Genomic DNA, 20,858 nt, shown 5'->3' on the forward strand with positions numbered 1-20,858 from the left:
AACTCAATTCCGATAGACCGGCTCCTGCTCGTCGAGGATCGCCTTCAACTCGCTCAGATGCCGCTCGGCCTGGCCGGGATAGTCGTCCATCTCGCTCGCCGTCTTCTCGGCGATGGCGTCGGACAGCGTGCGCAGCGGCCGCCCTGTCCACAGCGCCTTGATGTAGGTCTCGGCGGCGCGTTCGAAATAGAACATGCGATTGAAGGCATCGGCCACCGTGTCGCCGATGACCAGCACGCCGTGATTGCCCATCACCATTACCTTGACCTTGGGGTCGGTCAGAAGCTGCGAGCAGCGCTCGCCCTCTTCCTCGAAGGCCAGCCCGCCATAGTGGGCGTCGACCACGTGGCGGTTGAAGAACATCGCCGAATTCTGGTCGACCGGCGGCAGCCTCGAATCGGCAAGCGAGGCCAGCACGGTGGCGTGGATGGAATGCACATGCATGACGCAGCGCGCGTGGCGGACGTTGCGGTGGATGGCGCCGTGCAGGCCCCACGCGGTCGGGTCGGGCGCATTCGGGCCGGACAGCGTCTCGGGATCGTTGGCGTCGATCATCAAAAGGTCGCTCGCCTTGATACGCGAGAAATGCACCTGATTGGGGTTCATCAGGAATTTTGTGCCGTCCTCGTTGACCGCCAGCGAAAAATGGTTGGCCACCGCCTCATGCATGTTGAGCCGCGCCGTCCAGCGGAAAGCGCAGGCAAGATCGACGCGCTCTTCGTAGAAGGGCAGGTTGGTCAGGTGTTCCTTTTGCAGGCGGGCGATGCTCATCGAAAAATCCTCCGGGTTTTAGGAACAATGCCGTGCCCTGCTTGTGCCCGCAACCGGTTTCGGTTGGTGCAGCCGGCTCACGCCGCTGTGCTTGCGGCGGTCCCGAGCCTCAAGCCGCCATGCTCGACGATGAAATCGATCACCTCCCGCAACCCCTTGCCGCGCGACAGGTCGGTGAAGCCGAACGGCCGCTTGCCGCGCATGCGGGCGGCGTCGCTCTCCATCACGTCGAGATTGACGTTCACATAGGGCGCCAGGTCGCTCTTGTTGATGATCAGGAAATCGGAACGGGTGATCGCCGGACCGCCTTTCCGCGGGATCTCCTCGCCCTGGCAGACGGAGATGACATAGAGCGTGAGGTCGGCGAGATCCGGCGAAAAGGTGGCGGCAAGATTGTCGCCGCCGGATTCGATGAAGATGATGTCGAGATCGGGGAATTTGCGGTTGAGCTCCGCGATCGCCTGCAGATTGATCGAGGCGTCCTCGCGGATGGCGGTGTGCGGGCAGCCGCCCGTCTCGACACCCACGATGCGCTCCTCCGGCAGCGCCTGCAGCCGCGCCAGCATCATGGCGTCTTCCCTTGTATAGATGTCGTTGGTGACGACGGCGATGGAGAATTCCTCGCGCAGCGCCTTGCAGAGCTTTTCGGTTAGCGTGGTCTTGCCCGAACCGACGGGGCCGCCAATGCCGATGCGAAGGGGACCGTTGGCCTGTGTCATGTCGGGAACTCCGTGATGGCGAGGACTGCGAAGCCGAGCCCGATCAGCAGGCACAGCGGCGAATAAAGGCTGATGTCGAGCCGGGCGAAAGGCTGTTCCGGTGCCAGCCGGCGCCACCAGGGCGTGAAGCCGGCAATGCCGCGTCCGAGAAACACCAGCCCGATCAGCAGCGCGGTGGCGGCGAGGCCTTCTCTGGGAAAGGGCGAGGCAAACACGCCCTCCAGAGCCATCGGCCAGAGCGTCGCCAGCGCCAGGCAGGCGGCGACGGCAAGGCAGGCGAACGGCGCCGGCATCTCGTCGACGCCGCGAAAGCCGACGACTGCATGCGCGCAGGACGCCGCATCCTTGCCCGGCCATATCCCGCCAATGCCCCAATAGACGTGCAACGCGGTGATCACCAGCAGGACGAATGAGAGGACGAAGGCAAGGACGATCATGAGCGGAACAATCGCGAATACTGGGTTTCGTGCGTCATCGCCATGACATCGGAGACGAAGGCACAGCCGCCGAGATCGTCCAGCGTCGAGCGGGATGCGCGGGCGGCGGTCGCCAGGGCCAGCGGCTCGAATCCGGCGAGCAAACTGGTCGCGCCGCTTTGTCCGACGACACCCAGCCGGATCGCGGCCTGGACGAGGTTGGAGAAGAAGGCATGCAGGAAGGCGCACAGCGCGTCCTGAAGCGCGATACCATTGCCGCCGGCAACAGCGCCGACGGCGACGCAATAGGCACACTCCGCCGGCACGCGCTCCAGCGCGGGAGTGGGCCAGGCGGCGGCCGCTTTGAGGAAAGCCGCACCTTGCAAAATTGTCTCGGCATGGCGTTCGCGCGACCCGGCCAACGCCTCGGCCAGTGCGGCGACTTCGGCCAGATCGCCGCTGTCGCGGGCGTTGCGCCAGCTCTCCGCGAACAGTACGGCGTCGTTCCAGGCGGAGCCCATCTCGACCAGCGTTTCAAGCCATGCGGCGAGGCTCGCCGCATCGGTCACCAGCCCATCGTGCACGGCGCGCTCAAGCCCATGGCTGTAGGAAAAGCCGCCGACCGGGAAGGCCGGCGACAGCCACGCCATCAGCCGCAGCAGGGCGATGCCGGATGGCTGGTCAGTCATGATGATCATCGTGATGATCGTGATGATCGTGGTGGTCGTGCGAATGCGAATGGCTGTGCGAATGCGCTTCGGCGTGGCTGCGGCCGTGCGCATGGCCGTGGTCATGCCCGCCGGAATAGGCGCCGCGCACCGGTTTGAACGGTTCGGAAATCTCGCTCACCGTGGCCCCGAGCCCCTCCAGCATCGCCTTGATGACATGATCGCGCAGGATGAGGATGCGCTCCGCCTCTATCGCCGCCGCGAGATGGCGGTTGCCGATATGCCAGGCAAGCTCGGCCAGATGCACGGCGTCGCGGGCGCGGATATCATAGACCTCCTCCGGCGCCGCGATGATCTCGACGTGGCGGCCGTCTTCCAGCACCAGCCGGTCGCCGTCATTGAGCGCGACGGGCTCCGGCAGGTCGACCAGCACCTTGCTGCCGTCGGACAATTCGATCGCCCGGCGGCGCAGATGCCGCTCGTCATGGGCAAGAACGGCACGACCGGATGGCGCCGTGGCGCCGGCATTGCCGGAGGTCAGCACCGAGGTGGAGCGCGGGAACTTGGTGAAGTCGGTGTTCAGGTTGAGCTTCATTTCATGGCTCCGCCATTGGCTTGCGCCCGGGCACGGGCAGGGCGTGAAAGCACGCGGTCGAAATAGGCGTTGACGCGTTCGGATTCTATTGGAAAGCGGCCGGCTCTGGCCCAGCCGCCCATGTCGCCGAGCAGCACGTCGACAGCCGAGAACCGGTCGCCGAGCGCGAACGGCTTGTCGCCCAGCCGGCGGTCCAGCGCCTTGACCTCGGAGGCGAAATCGTAAGCGGCCGCGGGGCCGACATCGACCCGGACCTCCCTGGGCACCAGGAAACGGTGGCGCAATTTGTTCCACAATGGCGCTTCCAGCTCGGACTGGGCGAAATGCATCCAGGAATCCATTTCGGCGCGGCCGGCGAGGCCGGGACTGGCGCCCATGCCCTTATCCGCGTGCTTATCGGCCAGATAGACGCAGATCGCCGCCGAATCCGTCAGCGTCAGCTCGCCGTCGATCAGGATCGGCACCTTGCCCGAGGGATTGAGCGCATAGGCTTCGGGCGAGCGCAGGGGAATTTCGACGAATTCATAGGCCTGCCCGAGTTCTTCGAGCATCCACAGAACACGGCTGACCCGGGATCCACGCGATCCGACGGCCTTGTACATGGTTGACCCTGCCTTTCCCGGTCAGCCTAGAGCATCCGCGGCCGTCATACGATCGTGTCGAAGAGCCGCAGGATGAACGATATCTGATAGATCAGCGCCGCCGCGACGAAGGCGATGTGGAACCGGCGGTCGCGCACCAGGATCGCGACGATGCACAACGCGACGAAGACTGGCGTGCGGAACAGATACTCGCTGCCGAAGCGGGCGAAATGCTCCGGCCCCTTCAGCAGCGTGTCGATCACGTCGAGCAGGTAGGTCGCGGCCAGCAGGCCGAAGAACCAGGCGCGGCGCGAATAGAAGAAATCCTCATAGCTGGTGTAGTCGAGCATCGAATCCGGAAACAGCAGCGCGCAGAGCAGGAACAGGGTGATGGCGTAGAAGATGATGAACAGGTACTTGCCGAACGTCCATGTTTCGATGGCGTAGAGGCCGAACTCCCACCACCAGAAATGCACCAGCATCAACAGCACCGAAGCGACCCAGGCCAGATGCACCGCATAGAGCCGGTATTGACCGGGATGCTGGACGATGCGCGCCACCCCCGACAGCAGGCGCGCGACGCCGAGCCCGATCACCATGCCCATGACAATGCGGATATGCGGGAAGATGTCGTGGGGCGAAGCTATTTCGGTGGCCATGCGGAATGCTCGCCAGGTGATGGAACGTCCGTCAACACACCACTATCAGTCTATTCGCGCATAAGGTTGTCTGAAGACCACGGTGATCCTGGGAAATAGTCATCGTCCAAGATTTCCTTGATCCCATAGGGGCAATGGACAGGGAAATCCCGGTCTCTCAGGCCTGTTTCGTCCAATGCCTTTAATCTTGCTATCTTGAACTCTCGATCGAGCACCTGCGCAGGATATTTTTTGAGGCTCGGACTTTCATCAAGCAGGCCCCCAATCCGAAGCCGTTGCTCCCGAATTGTCAGCAACCAGCCCGTTTTGCGCTGCTCGGGCTGAAACTCCCATTTCAGCAAGTGAAGGACCAAAGTGCCAAGCCTGCTCGCAATTTCCCTTTTGTCGCTCCGCCCCAAGCTCTCGATCTCCTCGGCAACATTCTCTCGATCGAGGTCGGAAAGACGACCTTCGCGCAGCAACGCGCCCTGCTCGGCGCACCACTGAGCATAGTCGGCCTCGTAGGGCGTCAATTGCTGTTTGCGAAATATCTTGTTCATTGAGGAGATATTGCTCCCAAAGTGCACAATTTCCAAGTCCGCGGAGAACGAGTGGGCCCATTCGGGCAGCCCGGCACAACCCACTCACCGCCGCATTTAACGAGGGCAATGGCTCGCGGCGATCTTGTCAAAACAGAAAATACCGCTGCGCCATCGGCAGCACCGTCGCCGGCTTGCAGGTCAGCAATTCGCCATCGGCACGCACCTCGTAGGTCTCGGGGTCGACCTCGACATGCGGCGTGGCGTCGTTGAGCACCATGGAGTGCTTGCCGATGCCGCCGCGCGTGTTTTCGACGGCGACGAACTGCTTGTCGACGCCGAGCCGGCCGTGCAGACCGGACTCCAGTGCCGCCTTCGAGACGAAGGTTACCGACGAGTTGGTCCGCGCCTTGCCATAGGCGCCGAACATCGGCCGGTAGTGCATCGGCTGCGGCGTCGGGATCGAGGCGTTGGGGTCGCCCATCGGCGCCGCCGCGATCATGCCCCCGATCAGCACCATATCAGGCTTGACGCCGAAGAAGGCCGGGTTCCACAGCACCAGGTCGGCGCGTTTGCCGACGGCGACCGAACCGATCTCCTTCGACAGTCCGTGCGCGATGGCCGGGTTGATCGTGTATTTCGCGATGTAGCGGCGGACGCGGAAATTGTCGTTGTCGCCGGTTTCCTGCGGCAGCGAACCGCGCTGGCGCTTCATCTTGTCGGCGGTCTGCCAGGTCCGGATCGCCACCTCGCCGACGCGGCCCATCGCTTGTGAGTCCGAGGAGATGATCGAGAAGGCGCCGATGTCGTGCAAAATGTCTTCCGCCGCGATGGTCTCCTTGCGGATGCGGCTTTCGGCGAAGGCGATGTCTTCCGGGATCGACGGCGACAGATGATGGCAGACCATCAGCATGTCGAGATGCTCGGCCAGCGTGTTGACCGTGTAGGGCCGCGTCGGGTTGGTCGAGGACGGGATGACGTTGGGCAGGCCGCAGACCTTGATGATATCGGGCGCATGGCCGCCGCCGGCCCCTTCGGTGTGGAAGGCGTGGATGGTGCGGCCCTTGATCGCCGCCACCGTGTTCTCGACGAAGCCGGATTCATTGAGCGTATCGGTGTGGATCATCACCTGGACGTCATGGTCGTCGGCGACCGACAGGCAGCAGTCGATCGCGGCCGGCGTGGTGCCCCAGTCCTCGTGCAGCTTCAGCGAGCAGGCGCCGCCCAGCACCATCTCCTCGAGCGCCGCGGGCAGGGAGGCGTTGCCCTTGCCCGACAGGCCGATATTCATCGGGAACGCGTCGAAGGACTGGATCATGCGCGCCATGTGCCATGGCCCGGGCGTGCAGGTGGTGGCGAGCGTGCCATGTGCCGGGCCGGTGCCGCCGCCGAGCATCGTGGTGATGCCCGACATCAGCGCTTCCTCGATCTGCTGCGGGCAGATGAAATGGATATGCGCGTCGAAGCCGCCCGCGGTAAGGATCTTGCCTTCGCCGGCGATGATCTCGGTGCCGGGACCGATGATGATGGTGACGCCATCCTGCGTGTCCGGGTTGCCGGCCTTGCCGATTGCAGCGATGCGGCCGCCCCTGAGGCCGATATCGGCCTTGAAGATGCCGGCGTTGGCGTCGATCACCAGCGCATTGGTGATGACGGTGTCGACCGCACCTCCAGCGCGGGAGACCTGGCTCTGGCCCATGCCGTCGCGGATGACCTTGCCGCCGCCGAATTTCACCTCCTCGCCATGAATGGTGAAATCCCTCTCGACCTCGACGAAGAGTTCGGTGTCGGCAAGCCGCACCCTGTCGCCGACTGTCGGGCCGTACATCTGCGCATAGGCGGCGCGGGTTATTCTGGCCATCAGTGATTGCTCCCGAATTGCGGTGCTGGTGAAACCGGGCTGCACATTGCCGCCATCCAATGGTCACGCAATGACCCGCTGGCCGACACCTTCTGATCCCATTTGGCGGATGAGGTTGGCAGGTCACCCCAAAACGACCGTTTGCCAAATCGATGGAAGGAAAATCCATGCGCAAAACGATAGTTCTCGCCGCTGCCGCCACCCTGATGCTGGCGGGTGCCGCCAGTGCCCAGCAGCAGCCCGCGCAACAGCCCGCTCCAGCAGCGCCGGCCGCGCCCGCCCCCGGCGGGCAGCAGGCCGCGCCGACGATCCAGAGCGTCAACATCGTCGACATCACCGAACTGCCGAAGGACACCCAGACGCAGGTCAACCAGGTGATCGCCCAGCGCGGCGATGCTGGCCTGCAGAAGCTGCGCAGCTCGATCGATGCCACGCCAAAGGTCAAATCCGCCCTTCAGGCCAAGGGTATGACCTCGGCGCAAGTGGTCGCGGCCAGTATGGAGCCCAACGGCGCCCTGACCCTGATCACCAAGAAGGCGAGCTGACGGCGCGCCTGCGCGGCGGGCCGTCGTCCGGTCCGCCCGCGCTATCTGGAAGGGAACTTTGGCCGGGCAGGAGCCGTTTCGTTTCACCGGCGCTGAACGGCGCCGCGAAATGAACCCGTCCAGGAGCGAGCGATGGCGATCAACCCCGGCAAGAGACGGCTCCATGCCTTCGCCTCCATGGCATTGCTGGTGGCAGGCAGCCCCGGAGCCTCCCTTCACGCACAAGGGCTCGAAAGCCCCGAGACCGTCAACCGGATCATCGGCTCGGACGTCAAGCAGGAAGAAACCAGGAGCGATGCCGAAGCGGGTAAAGTCGCCAGGGCGATCGACCGGACGCGGGAAAACATCGGCACGGTGCGCAAGACATCCAAGCTCGACAAGGTCGATATCGTCTTCCTGACCGATGCCGCGCGCACCGAAGGCGGTCCGCCGCCGGCAATCGAGACCAAGGTCAAGCAGCATCAGGACGACATTGCGGAGCTGCGCAAGGAGATCGAGGCCAACGCGCTGCTGTTCAACGCCATCGACTCGCGACGCGTGCTTGCGCAGGACGTTCTCGCCGTGGAATTCGACGACCCCGGAAAGATCGTTATCTATGCGGCGGCCAAGCCGTCCGATTGAGCCGAGGGGACAGCTCGCTTTCATGCTCGCCCGAAAGCCCTTTGCGGTCTTTGCACGCCGCGCATGAGACGCCAGCGGCCTCACAGCCTGCCCATCACCTTCTGCTGAAAGCCATAGACCTCGCGCTTGCCGCCCAGCGGCACCAGCGTGACGTCGCGCTCCTGTCCGGGCTCGAAGCGCATGGCGGTGCCGGCGGCGATGTCGAGGCGCATGCCGCGCGCCCGTTCGCGGTCGAATTTCAAACCCTCATTGGTCTCGAAGAAATGATAGTGGCTGCCGACCTGGATTGGCCGGTCGCCGCTATTGGCCACTTTGAGCGTAGCCGTCGGCAAGCCTTTGTTCAGGTCGATGTCGCCGTCGGCGGGAATGATTTCACCGGGTATCATCGTCGTCACACGGCGCCGAAAACGAGGCCGAGCCCGATCGCCGTGCAGGCGGCACCCGCGGTCCGCACGAGCCCGCGAAATCGCCTGCCGAGGCCAGGCCTTGCGGCGATGCCGGCGGCGTGCAGCAGCGCCGTGGCGACGGCAAAGCCGGCCATGTATTCAAGCCCTGCGGCATTTTCCGGCACTTCGGTGCCATGGGCGTGGCCATGAACCAGCGCGAACGTGCCGATGATGGCGACGCCGGCCATGACGGGAAGATCGACGGCCAGCGCCACGAACAATCCGAGCGCCACCACCGACGCCAGTATGCCCGGCTCGACGAAGGGCAGCGGCACATGCAGCATGCCGAGCGCGCCGCCGGCCAGCATGACCCCCACGAACGCGGCCGGCCAGGCCCACATGGCCTTGCCGCCTTTCTGTGCCGCCCACAGGCCGACCGCGACCATCACCGTCATATGATCGAGGCCGGAGAGCGGATGCATGAAGCCGGCCGCGAAGGAGGAGGTCGTGCCGGCCCCGACATGGGCATAGGCGGGCTTGGCGGCAGCCATGAGCAGGATCGCAGAGAGGCACAGGCGTTTGGCGGGGATCATTCTACTTGCCTTTCGTTTGTGAGCGCAAAGATCACGCGGCCTTGGCCGGACCGCAGCCCTCGGCTTTGAGGACGCGCTTGGTCGACGCAGGATATTTCTTCAGCATTGCCGGCGGACGGATCGGCCGCGCCGAAAAATTGCCGCCGCAATTGGGGCAGGTGCCGCCGAGCACGTCTTCCACGCAATCGGCGCAGAAGGTGCATTCGAAGGTGCAGATCAGCGCATCCGTCGCCTCCGGCGGCAGGTCCTTGTCGCAGCATTCGCAGTTCGGGCGCAGCTCAAGCATGTTTGTCTCCTCACCGTATCGGCTCATGCACGGTCACCAGCTTGGTGCCGTCCGGGAACGTCGCCTCCACCTGCACGTCATGGATCATCTCGGCGATGCCTTCCATCACCTGGGCGCGGCTGACGACGTGGGCGCCGGCTTCCATCAGCTCGGCAACCGGACGGCCGTCGCGGGCGCCTTCGACGACGAAGTCGGTGATCAGCGCGATCGCCTCCGGATGATTGAGCTTGACCCCGCGCTCCAGCCGCCTCCGCGCCACGATCGCAGCCATGGCGATCAGCAGTTTGTCCTTTTCCCTCGGCGTCAGGTTCATGCGTTTCCCTGAAATGATGCGGACACGATCACAGTGACCATATTTTGGGCAGTCCCGCCTTTCCGTTGAGCAAGCCGACGAGCGGAACCAGATGCTGGCGCAGCCGGTAACCGTCGCCGGCATAAAGCCTCGCAAGAAGCTTGCCAGATTCCTGCACGCTCCAGGCGCTGGCGCCGCCCTGGCCGCCGATGATCTCCCGAACCGGATCGAGAAGCGCTTCCGCCCGCGGCGAGATCAGCAGCACCGTCGCCATCGCGCCGGCGCCGCCGGCGATCGGCGGGCGCGCCAGGGTCGCGGCGATGTCGGGCCCGATGCGGAAATCCTCGGCATGGATGAGAGCCCCGCCCTGGCGGACGCGCCAGCGGTCATGAAAGCAGCCCTGGACCGCGCGTTCGCCCATTGCCGTCCGGCCGAAGACCGTCGCTTCCAGCACCAGCGCCTCGGCGCCGGCGGCAAGGTCGAGGTCGAGCGTGCGGGCAAAGGCCGATCGGTCGAAAACGATGGTTTCCTGCGGCAGCCAGGCGATGCGGCCGTTTTCGCCGACCCTTAGCCGGACGCTGACTTCGGCCCGGTCGGACGCGGCGCGATAGATTTTTTCGCAGGCCTGGGTCGTTATCGTGGCGCTGGCATGCGCGCCGACGTCGATCTCCCAGCCGAGGCGGTCGCCTCCGGTCAGCCCGCCCGCGGTGTTGATCAGCACGGCTTCCAGCGGGCCGCCGGAAACGGCCGGCATCCTTATCTTGGCGGAACCGTCCTGATAGAGGCGGCGCAGCCGTGTGCGGCCGTCCTGACTGGCGCAGACGAGCTGCGCAAGTCCGGCCGCCCGCTGCGCCGGCGGGGCCGAAAATCCGGTATGTACGATCGTATCCACGCCGTCAGGTTAAGCACCGCGGCGGTTTTGTCGATATATAGCTTGTTGCTTGATGACGTTTCCGTTTCTATAGAGGGAGCCACCTTGGTACGCTCATGCGACGCCTGGCGGGGGTCTAAGGCGACGGTCGCGGCCTGATATCGAGGACAAAAAGGCGCTGTTCAGTTGGCGTCGGGAAACGACAAAGTGGGGAAGAGACCGAATGGCTGACCAACTGGCGACCGAAATCATCGAAAAGATCAAGGCTCATGCCGAGCCGGGCGGCGAGGAGATCACCACCAGCACCGAATTGACGGCGCTCGGCATCCATTCGCTGGAACTGACCGAGATCATCTTCGATCTCGAGGAGCAGTATGGCATCGAGATCGAGATGAACACGGTCGATGCCTGGAGCAACCTGAAGAATGTTGGCGATATGGTCGAGGCCGTTCGCGCGCTGATCGCGAAAAAAGCCTGACCGGATGCACAAGCGCGTCGTCATTACCGGCATCGGCGGGCTGTGTGGTCTGGGCACCGATGTGCGGGCCATATGGACCGAGATGCGGGCCGGGCGCTCGGCGATCGGTCCCATCGACAACCCGTTCCTGCACGATTTGAAGGTCAAGATCGGCTGCGAGATCAAGGCGCTGCCCGACCATGGCATCGAGCGCAAGCAGCTGGTGTCGATGGACCGTTTTAGCCTGTTGGCGGTGATTGCCGCCCGCGAAGCCTTACAGCAGTCCGGCTTGGCCCCCCATGCGGACAATACTTACCGCATGGGCGCCGTTATCGGCATCGGCGTCTGCGGCTTCGAGACGGTCGAGGAGAACTACCGCGCCATCCTGATCGAGGGCAAGAATCGCGCCGGCATCTTCACGGTGCCGAAGGTCATGCCGGGTGCCGCCGCCGGCCAGGTCAGCATGCATCTCGGCCTGCGTGGACCGGTGTTCGGCGTCACTTCGGCCTGCTCGTCGGCCAACCACGCCATCGCATCGGCGGTCGACCAGATCCGGCTCGGCCGCGCCGACGTCATGATCGCCGGCGGCACCGAGGCGCCGCTGGTCTGGGGCGTGCTGAAGGGCTGGGAAGCGCTGCGCGTGCTGTCGCCCGACACCTGCCGGCCGTTTTCGGCCGATCGCCAGGGCCTGGTGCTCGGCGAAGGCGCCGGCATGGCGGTTCTGGAAAGCCACGACCATGCGGTGGCGCGCGGCGCAAACATCCTCGCCGAAATCGTCGGCGCCGGCCTCTCGGCCGATGCCTCCGATATCGTTGCGCCGACCATAGAGGGGCCGGAAGCGGCGATGCGTTTCTGCCTGGCGGACGCCGGGCTCAATCCCGAGGACATCGACTACCTCAATGCGCACGGCACCGGCACCAAGGCCAATGACCAGATCGAGACCGCCGCGATCAAGCGCGTCTTCGGCGAGCACGCGCGCGCGCTTTCCGTCTCCTCGACCAAGTCGATGCATGCCCATTGCCTTGGCGCCTCGGGTGGGCTGGAGATGATCGCCTGCGTCATGGCGATCCGCGAGGGCGTGGTGCCGCCGACGGCGAATTTCCGCGAGGCCGACCCCGATTGCGATCTCGACGTGACGCCGAACGTCGCGCGCGAGCGCAAGGTGCGCGCCGCCATCAGCAACGGCTTCGCCTTCGGCGGCACCAATGCGGTGCTGGCCTTCAAGGCGATCTGATCCCGGCGATCATGCTCCGCCCGGCAGGCCTCGATCCGCCGGCTCCCGATTGCCGGCATCATTCGATTTGTTGACTGTGCGTGCACGGCCAAACGCCTGACGCCGCATTGATCATGCCGGGGCGTGCGCCTAATTCCTTGCAGACCCGCCAAGCCCGCGCCGCTCGGTGCGAATCCCAGGAGTTCTCGATGGCCGACCTGTCCGCCTTTCCAATCACCGCCCGCTGGCCGGCCAGGCATCCGGACCGGATCCAGCTCTATTCGGCGACGACCCCGAACGGGGTGAAGATATCGATCGCGCTGGAAGAGATCGGCCTGGCCTACGAGCCGCATTATGTGGACATCGGCAAGAACGAAAGCTGGACGCCGGAATTCCTGTCGCTCAATCCCAACGGCAAGATACCGGCGATCATCGATCCGAACGGTCCCGACGGCAAGCCGATCGGCCTGTTCGAGTCCGGCGCCATCCTGCTCTACCTCGCCGACAAGACCGGCCTGCTCGTCCCGGCGGACGCGGCGCGGCGCTACGAGACGATCCAGTGGGTGTTCTTCCAGATGGCGGCCGTCGGCCCGATCTTCGGCCAGGTCGGCTTTTTCCACAAATTCGCCGGCCGTGAGATCGCCGACAAGCGGCCGCTGGAGCGCTACCGCGATGAATCGCGCCGCCTGCTCGGCGTTCTCGACGGCAGGCTGAAGGGCCGCAAATGGATCATGGACAATGACTACACCATCGCCGACATCTCGCTCATCGGCTGGGTGCGCAACCTGATCGGCTTCTATGAAGCGCGCGACCTCGTTGGCTTCGATGATTTCGTCAGCCTGGCGGCATGGCTGGAGCGCAGCCTGACGCGGCCGGCAGTGCAGAAGGGCCTGACCATTCCGGCAAAGACCTGAAGCTGCCAGCCGCCCTGGGCGGCGGAAATGTCGTAGGCTCGGCTATTTCGCCTTGGCTTTCGAGCCGCCTTTGCCCATCACGGAAGCCGCCAGCGACGCGGCGCCGCGCGCTGTCGCCACCACCGCGCCGGCTGCAACGCTCGCCGCCGTGCGAACGGCGCCGGATTTGTCTGGCGCCGGCTTCCGCGCGCTGGCCGGCTTTGCGGCCGCGACCTTCCGAGGTGCGGCCTTGCCGAAGCTGGGCTTGGCGTCCTTCGAACGTTCGGCGATCGCCGGACCAGCGCCGGCTTTCGCCTGCGTCGTCTTCGCCGCCCTGGTCTTGGCGGCCGCCGGTTTTCTTGCCTTGGTTGCCATTGCAAAATCCCCTTACGCCGGACAATCGGGTTCCCGGTCATAACGGTGCGAAACCCCTTAAGGTTCCCGCCTACAAATATCGACAATTAAGCAGGTTAACCAATCACCAGGTCGGCCGCCCGGCGCCGCGCCAGCACGCGTTCGATGTTGGGCATGTCGTTGGAGGCGATCCAGGCGCGCGCATCCTCCTCGGAGCGGCCATGTTCGTGCCAGCGCTCCATCAGCCGGCGCTCGAGTTCGTTGCGCGGCACCTCGACGAAGATCGAGAAATCGAACAGCGGCGCCAGCCGCGACCACGGCTCCTCGTCAAGCAGCAGATAATTGCCCTCGACCAGAATGAATTTGGTCCCCGCGCCGATGATCGCCGCCGCGGCGCGCGACAGTTCCATGGTGCGGTCGAACACCGGGATGGCGATGTCGGGCTCTCCCGCCCGGATGCGCTTCAGAAGCGTCTCGAAGCCGCCGAAGTCGAACGTCTCCGGCGCCCCCTTTCGCGCGCGTAGCCCGCGCTGGTTGAGAACGATGTCGTCATAGTGGAAGCCGTCCATCGGCACGACCTCAACGGCGCCTTCCGGCAAGAGATCGTGCAGGCTCGCCGACAATGTCGACTTGCCGGCCCCCGGCGGTCCGGCAATGGCGACGATGAAGCGCTTTGCCTTGCCGGCGCGCTTGAAGATGGTGGCGGCGAGATGGGCGATTTCGGACATGGCAGCCTCGCGTGCCCTGATGGTTGGCGCGACCGCTATTCTGGCGGCACTCGGCGGAAATTTCAAACCGGCATTTTGGGTAAGGAACGGCGGTCGAATGTCAAAGCGGGGCGTTCGAAGCATCCACTCAGCCAGCCGCAGCCTGCCCGATGCGCAGGAAATCGCTGTCGAAGAGCACCTCCCGCGCCGAGCTTCCGCCCAAGAGCCGCATGCGGCCGTCCGCCGTGGTGACCTCTTGCGGCGGCTCGCCGCCCGCCAGCGGCAGGGCGCCGATGACATGGCGGAAGGAGACGCTGCGGCCTTCGCCGAGCGCGAACGCCGTCGCCACGCCTTCGCGCGTCAGCCAGTTGTCGCCGATCGAGGCGGCGTGGCCTATCGCGGTGCGCCCGTCCTCTATGCCGAGCACGCCCAGATGCCGGCCGCTCCACGGCGCGTAGTCGCGGCCGCCATTGCTGAACCACAGCATGGTGACCGGCAGTTCCGCCGGATTCTTCAGCACCAGGACCAAATCGTCCTCGGCCCGGCGCGCCAGGGCCGTCCAGCCTGGCCCGCCATGATCGGCCTCGACCAGCGTGACGAAATCCTCGCGCCGGTCGTCCATGCGGTAATCCGTCAGGTCGAGCGTGCCGCCGCCGGCGGCGGGAAAATGGCCGAGATCGCTGGTGCGTCCGGGATAGGCGAGCAGGAAGCGGCCGCGCGTGTGATCGGGCTCCAGCGGATCGGCGGGCGAGGCCGCGAAGCGTTTTGGCGAAAAGGCCAGCCGGCCGCCATCCGTCATCGCCGTCATCGGATGATGGGCAACGGAGATCGCGCCGTGGCCGCCGGAAAACACATGTTCCTGATAGAGGAAGGCATGGCCGTCGCGCAGCGTCAGGATCTTGTCGACGGTCGCGCCCATGACCTTGCGGCGCAGCCGGAAAACGGCTCGCCAGCCGCCGTCAATGGCGCTGCTCCGGGTGACGTCCCAGGCGCTGTTGGCCGGCCAGCCATGCAGCGGCGCTTCCTCGACGTCGCTGCGCGAAAACGGCGCGCACAGGAAATCGCCGGACAGCCGCACCGTGCCCTCGGGCAAGTCGGCCGGCAGCGTCTCGCGTGGCGCGCCGACCCACGGTGCGCGGTGCAGCGGCCGCAGCCGGCGCCCGCCATCCTCGACCACCATGTCGGCGATATGGCCGACCGTGGTGTCGAGCGAAACCGAAATGCCGCGTGCCTTGAGGGTGACCGTATCCATGGCGTTCTCATCGAATCCGAAAGCGCAACAAGAAACGTTCGCCACCGGATGCGCAAGCACCGCGTCCGGCATTTTGCATCAGTGTCGCCTCCCGGCGTGGAATCCAGGTCTTGCGGCGCGTGACAAAGCTGGGGCTACCGCCATTAACCAAATGGACGCGGCTGGCGGGTTACGTTAGCTTCGCCGCATCTCAGCAACAGCCTGACCCGAACAGACTTGCCCTTGTCCCACCAGCGTCGCCTTCCGCTCGTCCAGAGACTTTTCGTCGCCCTTGGCCTGTTGCTGATGGCTGCGGGCTGCTCGACCACGACACCGCCGGACTCTGTGCTGGCCGTGCCGGCGCCGCCGCAGAAATACGCGGCCATCGTCGTCGACGCCGGAAGCGGCAAGCAGCTGTTCGAGGTCAATTCGAGGGCGCCGCGCTATCCGGCCTCGCTGACCAAGATGATGACGCTCTACCTCCTGTTCGAGGCGATGGAGAGCGGCCGCGTCTCCAAGGAAACGCAGATCCCGGTCTCCGATCATGCCGCCTCGCAGCCGCCGACCAAGCTGCGCTTCCGGCGCGGGGAAACGATCGACGTCGATTCGGCCATCCGCGCCATCGTCGTCAAGTCGGCCAATGACGTGGCGGTGGCGGTGGGCGAATATCTCGGCGGCTCGGAGGAGCGGTTCGCCGCCATGATGACGTCGAAGGCGCGCCAGCTCGGCATGACCAGCACCGTTTTCCGCAACGCCTCGGGCCTGCCCGACGGCGGCCAGGTCACCAGCGCGCGCGACATGGCGGTGCTCGGCATGGCGCTGCACCAGCGCTTCCCCCAGCATTTCCACTATTTTTCCGAGAGCGACTTCATGTTCCGCGGCCGGCTGGTGCGCGGCCACAACGACATGCTCGGCCGCGTGCGCGGCGTGAACGGGATCAAGACCGGCTATATCAGGGCTTCCGGCTTCAACATCGTCACCTCCTACGAAGCCGACGGCCGCCAGCTGATCGTGGTGGTGATGGGCGCCGACAGCGCCCGCCAGCGCAACGACCATGTCGAGGCGCTGATCCAGCGCAGCCTGTCGCCGGCGATAGCCGACGCCCCGACCAGGGTGATGTACGCCGAACAGCAGTGAGCGGGCGAGCTGTCGTCGCCGCTTTCGCCAATCACCAGCGTTGCGAGGATGGCGTCGGCGTCGCGGCGCTCCTTTCTCCCCGTCACTATACGGCCAGCGCTCGAAGGCGGGCGTCAGCGCCGGAACGCGAAACGATTGCCCGCAAGCTGCCCCGTCTATTCGATAGGAATTTTTTCTTGACAGGGTGAGGGCCACTATGCTACTGTTCTCGCTATGGTGCTGATTTGCGCCAGCCGCCCGCCGCAAGGCGGGTTTTTGTTGCCGTCGCCCAGGCGCCAGCCAATCACTTCGTCATCCACGGGCGGAGCAAGGAGCGTAGCGACGCGGCGCAGACCCCTGGAGCTGCTCCGCAGCCCAAGGGATCCATGCCGCGACTGGCAGGCGCCGCAACGGTTCGCAATTCTGCTCCACTGCGTCCAACGTCATGGGATGGAGGGTCCGCGACGGAGCTTCGCGCCCGTTATGGTTTGCTCAGGCCTTGATGGCACTTTCATAGACCCGCCGCGAACCTCGAATATCTCTCTACCAGGCGAGCCCCGAAAGGCAGCCCGCTGCCCCTTCCTGTCACGCAATCGTCCGCAAGGCATGGCATAGGGCTGCTCAAATCCGCCGCGATGCTGGCTAAGCATCGCCGCATCGGTCTATCGTCTTCCACCACGGCAGGAGCCCGCATCATGAGCACCGTTCCCAAGGCATCCGAGCAGCAGGCGGCGGACAATGACAGCGGCGGCGAATATTTTGAGGCGCCGACCACCGGGGAGGACCTGCACGGCGTTTCGGACGAGCATTTCGACACGCCCGAGGTGCCCGACTCCGAGCCGGCCTTGCCCGGCGCCTCGCGGGCCAAGCCCAAGAAAATACCGTCGGCGATCTCCGGCCGCAAATTCCGCAAGCGCGACCTGGTGCGCATCGACGATTTGCGCCCGAGCCTGGCCGACCGCATCCGCTCCGACCATCCGGACCTGCCGCATGGCGCCCGCATCAGCCGCGAGGAGCTCGGCCGCTACCGCATGCGCTACATGGAGGAGCTGCTCCAGCAGGAGCACGGCGAATTTTCCGAGCTCGACCGCCAGGTGGTGGAATCGATCGCCAGGCAGGACACGATTTCGGAAAACTCGGAAGAGGAGTTCGAGGAGCACCGCTCGTTTGCCGACCGCGTCTCCGACAACATGGCGGCCTTCGGCGGCAGCTGGTGGTTCCTGATCTCGTTCGCCGGCGTGCTCCTGGTGTGGATCGCCATCAACCTGTTCGAGGGCTTGAACCGCGCCTTCGATCCCTACCCCTTCATCCTGCTCAACCTGCTGCTCTCCTGCATTGCCGCCATCCAGGCGCCCATCATCATGATGAGCCAGAAGCGCCAGGAGGTGAAAGACCGCCTGCGCTCCTTCAACGACTACCGCGTCAACCTCAAGGCCGAGCTCGAAGTGCGCCATTTGCACGAAAAGCTCGACTACCTCATCTCGCGCCAATGGACGCGCCTGGCCGAGATGCAGCAGATGCAGCTCGACGCCATGCACGAGTTGACGGGGGCGAAGAAGGCCAAGCGCGCGGCAAGAGGGGTGAGGAGGCGGGCGGTGAAGAGTGAGGTGGGCGGGTGAGGGGCTTCCTCGCCCCACAAAGTGGGGTCCGAAGCATGGGCGAGACCCGTGGCTCGCCCCGGCAAGGCTCGACGAAGCCGAGACGGAGAGGAGCGCGCCATATCCGACAAGCCCCGCACCCGTGAAAGGACCAACCCACCCCCACCACGCGACGCCGCCCAATCGCCAATTGCCCGTTGAAGCCCGCGCCCGCTTCCGCTAAGAAGCCGTGACTTGCCGGTTCACCCGGTTCGTTTTCCGGATCCCGGGAAGCACCCGTAGCTCAGCTGGATAGAGCGCTGCCCTCCGAAGGCAGAGGTCACAGGTTCGAATCCTGTCGGGTGCGCCAATGAAATCGGGGGTCCGTTCCGGACACATAGTTTACGGTTTATACCGGACACATGGGTAACACTTTCGGCCCGAAGGATTCTCAAGCGGACCTGCCACTTGGTCCCGATTTCCCACACAACAACGCCAAAGCCGCTAGAAGCTAGTGACTTCCATGAAGGGGACCTTCAGGGCGGCACAAAGGCTTCTCATTGACGAGGAGTGGATTCCGTTGTCGCCAGATACCAAATGGCATGGCGGCTTAGCGCCATTTTGCGCACAATGGACGAGGGCTATGACGGGGACCTTTTCGTTGGCGGCCGCGTCCAATCGATGCCCTGAGGTCATAAAGATTTCATTGAGCGCGCCAGCGGCAACGTAGACATCGGAATCGAGTTCGACAATTTCGATGTCGGACTCCAATATCTCGTCGGCCAAGCTTCTGTCGAAAATGCGAACCTGATCGAAAACCTCCTTGGGCACTGCAATGCGTTCGACCTTGGCTCGTTCGAACAGAGCGGCTTTCAGATTTCCGCCAGCTTCGACAAAATAAAGGCATGCCTCTAGATCCATCACAAAATTGATGCCGCTGTAGACCATCCGTTATGGCCCCAGCCGGTTAACACCGATGGCGGCGATCTGCTTGATCGTGCTTGGCTTTAAATTGGTGAGCCGGTACGCGTCGAATTGAGAAATTGCCTTCCTGTCGACGGCGGCAGTGAGCATGTTAGGCAAAAGATATCCGAATCTAGCAATCTGCGAGCTGATCCCACCGCCCCCGCTGGACTCCTCACCTTCGTCTTCTTCTTCGATCATGGGGATTTTGGACGGCAGCGTCGCAGACCATGTCGCGTAAAAGCCTTTGCTCAATTCCAGATCAGAGACGCGTAAGGCGCTCGCCTGCTTACTGGCGCCAAATCGTCTGGAAAGAATATCGACAATCGCCCTGGCACCCCTTCCCGCGATGCCTTTGTAGGCTTGTGAAAATTCCTCCGCGGGCATCATGACCGACGCAGTCACCGAGTTGCAGAATCTTTCAACCTGGTTGTTGAGAATGGCGGGGTCTGAAACTCCCGTTTTGCCAAGGAGCACATGTACGACTTCATGCATCAGTGTGAACAGCTTGGTAGCGGGGCGCTGTCCAGTTGTGTTCACGAAGACGATAGGAAAGTCACCGATGGGGGAATAACAAAACCCACGGAACGGGTCTGCTACTCTATCGCAGAGCACGATGATGCCTTTCCGCTCAAGCGCTACGCGCGTCTCTCTGAACGTTAGTGTCGGATCCACCGATCCGTCGGGACGCTGGACAGGGACATAGACCGACTTTAATAGTTTTTGCGCGGTCGACTGCTGATTGATGGTGATGCTATGTGTGTTGGCAAACCTGGTGCAGTCTTCGAACGCTCCGTCCGCCAAGTAAGCGGCGATTGAACGAGCACGCGCGATTCGCGCTAGTCCTGCCGTTGTCAGAACCGCTGGCCTATTATTGACCGTGCGGAAATCGGGCATGTTCGCGTCGATTTCTACGTCTTTGGCAAACAAGAACTGGACTGGCACCGCCAGAGCGGAGGCAAGTGAGAACGCCACCCGCTTGCTTACATCCGTCGGAGTCGTTTCTATTTCAGTCAACAAATCAGATCGGATATTCGCCTCAATCGCCACCGCTTCAATTGACAGTTGTCGCGCTCGGCGGATGCTTTTCACTGCCGAAGGTCGGGGAGTAAGTTTCAATGGCATCTCAGTCGCTCGCAGCAGAGTGTTTTCGTCTCAATGAGTTTTCCGGACTGCTTCAACTAGCGTTCGGACTAAATTTGGCACTGTCGATTTTTAAGGAGCTAGCTATAGTCCCCCGAGGACCGCTTGCACGCCAGATCGCGGCAATCGAAACGTTAATCGGATCAAGAAAGGTGAGAGACCCCTCATCAGCCAGCAGCCTTCGGGCACGCTTAGAATCGGCAAAGCGAGAGATCGTCATCAATGATGACAGCCTGGCCACTTGGGTAGCATGTTGTGCGGCGGTCACATTCTTGTTCGGGGTTGCGGCCCTATTTTGGTCGTTCTACGCTGCAGTAGACCAATCTTGCATGGGCGAGCCGCTTGCTCTCTTTACGACTATTGTGCATTTCATTCCCCTCCCGTTGGCTATTCTGATCCTGTACGCCAGAGCCCATTTTGTCTATAAAGACGTCTGGGAAAAGATCAACTTGCTTAAACAAGATGCACTCGCATAACTCTTGGCTGCTCTAGCAAAGCGTCTCGCACGCCATCCCGTCACCGTCGCGGTCGAGCTTGCCGCCCCATGGGCAGTTTTCGAGATACAGCGCGCCTTGTCGCACGACCAATTAGCGAACATGTCCGACGGGTTCGTACGAGTAGCCGCTCTGAGCGACTAGCCGTCAGCTGATGAGGCCGAGCGGCTTGCTCGATGGCATCCCGCCGTGCGCTGTCTACAGACCGGCCTTGGCGCATCATTCGGCTGCCGTCCTGCGTAGGCGCCATGGCTGCAGCAGGGCCATTCGAGTGCCTGGCCGGGCTCGACCATCCACCCGGCTACGCAAGCACCATCGCGACCCTACC

Annotated in this window: 28 protein-coding genes and 1 tRNA gene; 9 read left to right on the forward strand and 20 right to left on the reverse strand. The window is 63.8% G+C overall.

Annotated elements, in window-relative coordinates; all coding sequences use genetic code 11:
- Positions 1 to 3: 3 nt before the first annotated feature.
- The 9 genes from LB532_RS04430 to ureC all read right to left on the reverse strand — a co-directional run bounded on the left by LB532_RS04430 (position 4) and on the right by ureC (position 6,788).
- Positions 4 to 771 carry a class II aldolase and adducin N-terminal domain-containing protein gene (locus LB532_RS04430; RefSeq protein ID WP_140639264.1) on the reverse strand — a complete coding sequence of 256 codons (768 nt, stop codon included), beginning with the start codon at positions 769 to 771 and terminating at the stop codon, positions 4 to 6.
- A gap of 77 nt (positions 772 to 848) precedes the next feature.
- The gene (gene ureG, locus LB532_RS04435; protein ID WP_140639263.1) at positions 849 to 1,490 is read right to left on the reverse strand and encodes an urease accessory protein UreG; all 642 of its coding nucleotides are present in this window, start codon (positions 1,488 to 1,490) and stop codon (positions 849 to 851) included.
- Positions 1,487 to 1,927 (reverse strand): DUF3995 domain-containing protein, encoded by a 441-nt coding sequence (locus LB532_RS04440; RefSeq protein WP_140639262.1) that lies wholly within the window; start codon positions 1,925 to 1,927, stop codon positions 1,487 to 1,489. The genes ureG and LB532_RS04440 overlap by 4 nt, the downstream gene beginning before the upstream one ends.
- Complete coding sequence (locus LB532_RS04445) at positions 1,924 to 2,595, reverse strand: urease accessory protein UreF (protein ID WP_140639261.1); 672 nt, start codon at positions 2,593 to 2,595, stop codon at positions 1,924 to 1,926. The genes LB532_RS04440 and LB532_RS04445 overlap by 4 nt, the downstream gene beginning before the upstream one ends.
- Positions 2,588 to 3,169: an urease accessory protein UreE gene (locus LB532_RS04450; protein WP_140639260.1), complete on the reverse strand. Its 582-nt coding sequence runs from the start codon at positions 3,167 to 3,169 to the stop codon at positions 2,588 to 2,590. The genes LB532_RS04445 and LB532_RS04450 overlap by 8 nt, the downstream gene beginning before the upstream one ends.
- Complete coding sequence (locus LB532_RS04455) at positions 3,166 to 3,771, reverse strand: glutathione S-transferase family protein (RefSeq protein WP_140639259.1); 606 nt, start codon at positions 3,769 to 3,771, stop codon at positions 3,166 to 3,168. Before LB532_RS04455 ends, LB532_RS04450 begins: the two co-directional genes overlap by 4 nt.
- A 44-nt stretch (positions 3,772 to 3,815) precedes the next feature.
- Entirely contained in the window at positions 3,816 to 4,409 is a 594-nt protein-coding gene (locus LB532_RS04460) for a hypothetical protein (protein ID WP_140639258.1), read from the reverse strand.
- A 50-nt stretch (positions 4,410 to 4,459) separates the two neighbouring features.
- Positions 4,460 to 4,948 carry a DUF29 domain-containing protein gene (locus tag LB532_RS04465; protein ID WP_140639257.1) on the reverse strand — a complete coding sequence of 163 codons (489 nt, stop codon included), beginning with the start codon at positions 4,946 to 4,948 and terminating at the stop codon, positions 4,460 to 4,462.
- Between the two features lie 127 nt (positions 4,949 to 5,075).
- Entirely contained in the window at positions 5,076 to 6,788 is a 1,713-nt protein-coding gene (gene ureC / locus LB532_RS04470) for an urease subunit alpha (protein ID WP_140639256.1), read from the reverse strand.
- Positions 6,789 to 6,955: 167 nt separating this feature from the next.
- On the opposite strand from ureC, the gene LB532_RS04475 reads away from it, so the two are divergent.
- Together LB532_RS04475 and LB532_RS04480 are read left to right on the forward strand one after the other, a co-directional pair.
- Entirely contained in the window at positions 6,956 to 7,333 is a 378-nt protein-coding gene (locus LB532_RS04475; protein ID WP_140639255.1) for a hypothetical protein, read from the forward strand.
- Between the two features lie 132 nt (positions 7,334 to 7,465).
- Positions 7,466 to 7,954 (forward strand): hypothetical protein, encoded by a 489-nt coding sequence (locus LB532_RS04480; RefSeq protein WP_140639254.1) that lies wholly within the window; start codon positions 7,466 to 7,468, stop codon positions 7,952 to 7,954.
- 80 nt (positions 7,955 to 8,034) lie between these two features.
- On the opposite strand, the gene LB532_RS04485 is transcribed toward LB532_RS04480, so the two are convergent.
- Genes LB532_RS04485 through LB532_RS04505 form a run of 5 tightly spaced genes read right to left on the reverse strand, consistent with a single transcriptional unit; the run spans position 8,035 to position 10,403 of the window.
- Positions 8,035 to 8,340 carry an urease subunit beta gene (locus tag LB532_RS04485; RefSeq protein WP_140639253.1) on the reverse strand — a complete coding sequence of 102 codons (306 nt, stop codon included), beginning with the start codon at positions 8,338 to 8,340 and terminating at the stop codon, positions 8,035 to 8,037.
- A gap of 5 nt (positions 8,341 to 8,345) precedes the next feature.
- The gene (locus LB532_RS04490) at positions 8,346 to 8,933 is read right to left on the reverse strand and encodes a HupE/UreJ family protein (protein WP_140639252.1); all 588 of its coding nucleotides are present in this window, start codon (positions 8,931 to 8,933) and stop codon (positions 8,346 to 8,348) included.
- Positions 8,934 to 8,964: 31 nt separating this feature from the next.
- Positions 8,965 to 9,219, reverse strand: a complete 255-nt coding sequence (locus tag LB532_RS04495; protein WP_140639251.1) for a DUF1272 domain-containing protein — start codon at positions 9,217 to 9,219, stop codon at positions 8,965 to 8,967.
- 10 nt (positions 9,220 to 9,229) lie between these two features.
- Positions 9,230 to 9,532 (reverse strand): urease subunit gamma, encoded by a 303-nt coding sequence (locus LB532_RS04500; protein WP_140639250.1) that lies wholly within the window; start codon positions 9,530 to 9,532, stop codon positions 9,230 to 9,232.
- Between the two features lie 28 nt (positions 9,533 to 9,560).
- Complete coding sequence (locus LB532_RS04505) at positions 9,561 to 10,403, reverse strand: urease accessory protein UreD (RefSeq protein WP_140639249.1); 843 nt, start codon at positions 10,401 to 10,403, stop codon at positions 9,561 to 9,563.
- Positions 10,404 to 10,605: 202 nt separating this feature from the next.
- Between LB532_RS04505 and LB532_RS04510 the strand changes: the two genes are divergently transcribed.
- The 3 genes from LB532_RS04510 to LB532_RS04520 all read left to right on the forward strand — a co-directional run bounded on the left by LB532_RS04510 (position 10,606) and on the right by LB532_RS04520 (position 12,966).
- Positions 10,606 to 10,860: an acyl carrier protein gene (locus LB532_RS04510; RefSeq protein WP_140491308.1), complete on the forward strand. Its 255-nt coding sequence runs from the start codon at positions 10,606 to 10,608 to the stop codon at positions 10,858 to 10,860.
- Between the two features lie 4 nt (positions 10,861 to 10,864).
- Entirely contained in the window at positions 10,865 to 12,073 is a 1,209-nt protein-coding gene (locus LB532_RS04515) for a beta-ketoacyl-[acyl-carrier-protein] synthase family protein (protein WP_140639248.1), read from the forward strand.
- A 188-nt stretch (positions 12,074 to 12,261) separates the two neighbouring features.
- Positions 12,262 to 12,966 carry a glutathione S-transferase family protein gene (locus tag LB532_RS04520; RefSeq protein ID WP_140639247.1) on the forward strand — a complete coding sequence of 235 codons (705 nt, stop codon included), beginning with the start codon at positions 12,262 to 12,264 and terminating at the stop codon, positions 12,964 to 12,966.
- Positions 12,967 to 13,008: 42 nt separating this feature from the next.
- Here LB532_RS04520 and LB532_RS04525 read toward each other — a convergent pair whose 3' ends face one another.
- The 3 genes from LB532_RS04525 to LB532_RS04535 all read right to left on the reverse strand — a co-directional run bounded on the left by LB532_RS04525 (position 13,009) and on the right by LB532_RS04535 (position 15,258).
- Entirely contained in the window at positions 13,009 to 13,320 is a 312-nt protein-coding gene (locus LB532_RS04525) for a hypothetical protein (RefSeq protein WP_140639246.1), read from the reverse strand.
- A 95-nt stretch (positions 13,321 to 13,415) separates the two neighbouring features.
- Positions 13,416 to 14,027 carry a nucleoside triphosphate hydrolase gene (locus LB532_RS04530; RefSeq protein ID WP_224556396.1) on the reverse strand — a complete coding sequence of 204 codons (612 nt, stop codon included), beginning with the start codon at positions 14,025 to 14,027 and terminating at the stop codon, positions 13,416 to 13,418.
- A gap of 127 nt (positions 14,028 to 14,154) precedes the next feature.
- Positions 14,155 to 15,258: a hypothetical protein gene (locus LB532_RS04535; RefSeq protein ID WP_140639244.1), complete on the reverse strand. Its 1,104-nt coding sequence runs from the start codon at positions 15,256 to 15,258 to the stop codon at positions 14,155 to 14,157.
- A gap of 222 nt (positions 15,259 to 15,480) precedes the next feature.
- Between LB532_RS04535 and LB532_RS04540 the strand changes: the two genes are divergently transcribed.
- The 3 genes from LB532_RS04540 to LB532_RS04550 all read left to right on the forward strand — a co-directional run bounded on the left by LB532_RS04540 (position 15,481) and on the right by LB532_RS04550 (position 18,300).
- On the forward strand, positions 15,481 to 16,374 hold the full coding sequence (locus LB532_RS04540) for a D-alanyl-D-alanine carboxypeptidase family protein (RefSeq protein ID WP_140639243.1): 894 nt from the start codon (positions 15,481 to 15,483) through the stop codon (positions 16,372 to 16,374).
- Positions 16,375 to 17,048: 674 nt separating this feature from the next.
- Positions 17,049 to 17,972, forward strand: a complete 924-nt coding sequence (locus LB532_RS04545; protein WP_224556399.1) for a DUF1003 domain-containing protein — start codon at positions 17,049 to 17,051, stop codon at positions 17,970 to 17,972.
- 251 nt (positions 17,973 to 18,223) lie between these two features.
- A tRNA-Arg gene (locus LB532_RS04550) sits at positions 18,224 to 18,300 on the forward strand.
- A gap of 134 nt (positions 18,301 to 18,434) precedes the next feature.
- Here the strand turns inward: LB532_RS04550 and LB532_RS04555 are convergent.
- Positions 18,435 to 18,878 (reverse strand): hypothetical protein, encoded by a 444-nt coding sequence (locus tag LB532_RS04555; RefSeq protein ID WP_140643921.1) that lies wholly within the window; start codon positions 18,876 to 18,878, stop codon positions 18,435 to 18,437.
- A gap of 3 nt (positions 18,879 to 18,881) precedes the next feature.
- On the reverse strand, positions 18,882 to 20,018 hold the full coding sequence (locus tag LB532_RS04560; RefSeq protein ID WP_140643919.1) for a helix-turn-helix domain-containing protein: 1,137 nt from the start codon (positions 20,016 to 20,018) through the stop codon (positions 18,882 to 18,884).
- Here LB532_RS04560 and LB532_RS04565 point away from each other — a divergent pair.
- Entirely contained in the window at positions 20,012 to 20,512 is a 501-nt protein-coding gene (locus LB532_RS04565; RefSeq protein ID WP_140643917.1) for a hypothetical protein, read from the forward strand. The two genes, LB532_RS04560 and LB532_RS04565, sit on opposite strands and share 7 nt — an antisense overlap.
- A gap of 12 nt (positions 20,513 to 20,524) precedes the next feature.
- Here LB532_RS04565 and LB532_RS30305 read toward each other — a convergent pair whose 3' ends face one another.
- Positions 20,525 to 20,617: an excalibur calcium-binding domain-containing protein gene (locus tag LB532_RS30305; protein WP_224556424.1), complete on the reverse strand. Its 93-nt coding sequence runs from the start codon at positions 20,615 to 20,617 to the stop codon at positions 20,525 to 20,527.
- Positions 20,618 to 20,858 lie beyond the last annotated feature (241 nt).

Origin of the sequence: Mesorhizobium sp. ESP-6-2, from assembly GCF_020164675.1 — a bacterium.
Taxonomy (GTDB): Bacteria; Pseudomonadota; Alphaproteobacteria; order Rhizobiales; family Rhizobiaceae; genus Mesorhizobium.

Coding starts and splice junctions, on each gene's coding strand:
- LB532_RS04430 (WP_140639264.1), bottom strand. CDS start 771: ATGAGCATCGCCCGCCTGCAAAAGGAACACCTGACCAACCTGCCCTTC.
- ureG (WP_140639263.1), bottom strand. CDS start 1,490: ATGACACAGGCCAACGGTCCCCTTCGCATCGGCATTGGCGGCCCCGTC.
- LB532_RS04440 (WP_140639262.1), bottom strand. CDS start 1,927: ATGATCGTCCTTGCCTTCGTCCTCTCATTCGTCCTGCTGGTGATCACC.
- LB532_RS04445 (WP_140639261.1), bottom strand. CDS start 2,595: ATGACTGACCAGCCATCCGGCATCGCCCTGCTGCGGCTGATGGCGTGG.
- LB532_RS04450 (WP_140639260.1), bottom strand. CDS start 3,169: ATGAAGCTCAACCTGAACACCGACTTCACCAAGTTCCCGCGCTCCACC.
- LB532_RS04455 (WP_140639259.1), bottom strand. CDS start 3,771: ATGTACAAGGCCGTCGGATCGCGTGGATCCCGGGTCAGCCGTGTTCTG.
- LB532_RS04460 (WP_140639258.1), bottom strand. CDS start 4,409: ATGGCCACCGAAATAGCTTCGCCCCACGACATCTTCCCGCATATCCGC.
- LB532_RS04465 (WP_140639257.1), bottom strand. CDS start 4,948: ATGAACAAGATATTTCGCAAACAGCAATTGACGCCCTACGAGGCCGAC.
- ureC (WP_140639256.1), bottom strand. CDS start 6,788: ATGGCCAGAATAACCCGCGCCGCCTATGCGCAGATGTACGGCCCGACA.
- LB532_RS04475 (WP_140639255.1), top strand. CDS start 6,956: ATGCGCAAAACGATAGTTCTCGCCGCTGCCGCCACCCTGATGCTGGCG.
- LB532_RS04480 (WP_140639254.1), top strand. CDS start 7,466: ATGGCGATCAACCCCGGCAAGAGACGGCTCCATGCCTTCGCCTCCATG.
- LB532_RS04485 (WP_140639253.1), bottom strand. CDS start 8,340: ATGATACCCGGTGAAATCATTCCCGCCGACGGCGACATCGACCTGAAC.
- LB532_RS04490 (WP_140639252.1), bottom strand. CDS start 8,933: ATGATCCCCGCCAAACGCCTGTGCCTCTCTGCGATCCTGCTCATGGCT.
- LB532_RS04495 (WP_140639251.1), bottom strand. CDS start 9,219: ATGCTTGAGCTGCGCCCGAACTGCGAATGCTGCGACAAGGACCTGCCG.
- LB532_RS04500 (WP_140639250.1), bottom strand. CDS start 9,532: ATGAACCTGACGCCGAGGGAAAAGGACAAACTGCTGATCGCCATGGCT.
- LB532_RS04510 (WP_140491308.1), top strand. CDS start 10,606: ATGGCTGACCAACTGGCGACCGAAATCATCGAAAAGATCAAGGCTCAT.
- LB532_RS04515 (WP_140639248.1), top strand. CDS start 10,865: ATGCACAAGCGCGTCGTCATTACCGGCATCGGCGGGCTGTGTGGTCTG.
- LB532_RS04520 (WP_140639247.1), top strand. CDS start 12,262: ATGGCCGACCTGTCCGCCTTTCCAATCACCGCCCGCTGGCCGGCCAGG.
- LB532_RS04525 (WP_140639246.1), bottom strand. CDS start 13,320: ATGGCAACCAAGGCAAGAAAACCGGCGGCCGCCAAGACCAGGGCGGCG.
- LB532_RS04530 (WP_224556396.1), bottom strand. CDS start 14,027: ATGTCCGAAATCGCCCATCTCGCCGCCACCATCTTCAAGCGCGCCGGC.
- LB532_RS04535 (WP_140639244.1), bottom strand. CDS start 15,258: ATGGATACGGTCACCCTCAAGGCACGCGGCATTTCGGTTTCGCTCGAC.
- LB532_RS04545 (WP_224556399.1), top strand. CDS start 17,049: ATGAGCACCGTTCCCAAGGCATCCGAGCAGCAGGCGGCGGACAATGAC.
- LB532_RS04555 (WP_140643921.1), bottom strand. CDS start 18,878: ATGGTCTACAGCGGCATCAATTTTGTGATGGATCTAGAGGCATGCCTT.
- LB532_RS04565 (WP_140643917.1), top strand. CDS start 20,012: ATGGCATCTCAGTCGCTCGCAGCAGAGTGTTTTCGTCTCAATGAGTTT.
- LB532_RS04560 (WP_140643919.1), bottom strand. CDS start 20,018: ATGCCATTGAAACTTACTCCCCGACCTTCGGCAGTGAAAAGCATCCGC.